The sequence below is a fragment of the Cryobacterium sp. MLB-32 genome, from assembly GCF_000738085.1.
Taxonomy (GTDB): Bacteria; Actinomycetota; Actinomycetes; order Actinomycetales; family Microbacteriaceae; genus Cryobacterium.
The window spans coordinates 1-853 of the sequence record NZ_JPRS01000490.1 but is presented as its reverse complement, the minus strand read 5'-3'; the positions used below and the strand labels follow the sequence as shown (position 1 = coordinate 853).

General features: G+C 56.0%; 1 pseudogene. It reads right to left on the bottom strand.

Annotated features, from left to right (window positions below):
- Positions 1–853: pseudogene (locus JF66_RS23890) on the bottom strand (hypothetical protein); the annotation flags it as partial.

Sequence of the window (853 nt, the reverse complement as noted above, 5' to 3'; positions counted from 1 at the left end):
ACCAAATAGAGAAGAGAGTTGCGCTGAGATGCGTACGTAGGGCCCGGCACGCCAAAGACGAATTCTTTCCAGCTCCAAGGATTCGCCCGCACTAACCGCTCACTGTCTGAAAGCTTCAACCAGGCGTCGAGAACGTGAATGAGCCATAGCGTTCCAGGGAACAAGTCATCGGTGATCGCCTTTCCTGGGTTGAAGATTCCCGTCTTCAGGGCTCGAAGGATCGACGTGGGAATTTGGACGGGATGATCCATTGAATTGAGAATGGTTTCAATTCGCTGCTGCTTTGCTTGGCCACTGAGAGTTCCCTTGTAAACGGGGAGAAGCTGCCACGTCACGAGTTCGGCGAGAAGCAGTCGGGCATCATCGGACGCACCGCTCAGCGGAAAGGCCAGCTTTTCAAGGCTGGTGCCACCGTGCAGACTTGAACTGCTTTCGCAAAGAGCGAGGAGCTCATTGGTTGCAGAACGACTCCAGACTGTCCGACCAGGTTCGAAGACCGACGCACCCTTCTGCAGGCCTCGCTCAACGAACAGACGGGCGGCCTCACGCACTCGTTCTTCATCCGCGTCTCTCGGCACCACCACCGTTCGTAGAAGGTCCGCCCTCTTCGCTTTAGTTTCTCCCACCCAAACTGAATACCGCGCCCGCGCCTCACGTGCGAGATCATTGGGATCAGGAAAATCTATTAGAGCTTTCAAGCCATCTACGGCAGCACTCCACTTTTCCTCAGGTCCGTCGCCCTTGACCAACCATCCCGCCTTGGCAAACTCCGTACAGGCCCATGAGAGATTGACGATCCCCCTCTGCTGGCCGCCAGGGAAAACCACCTGTTCATACTGATCGAGCGGATGCT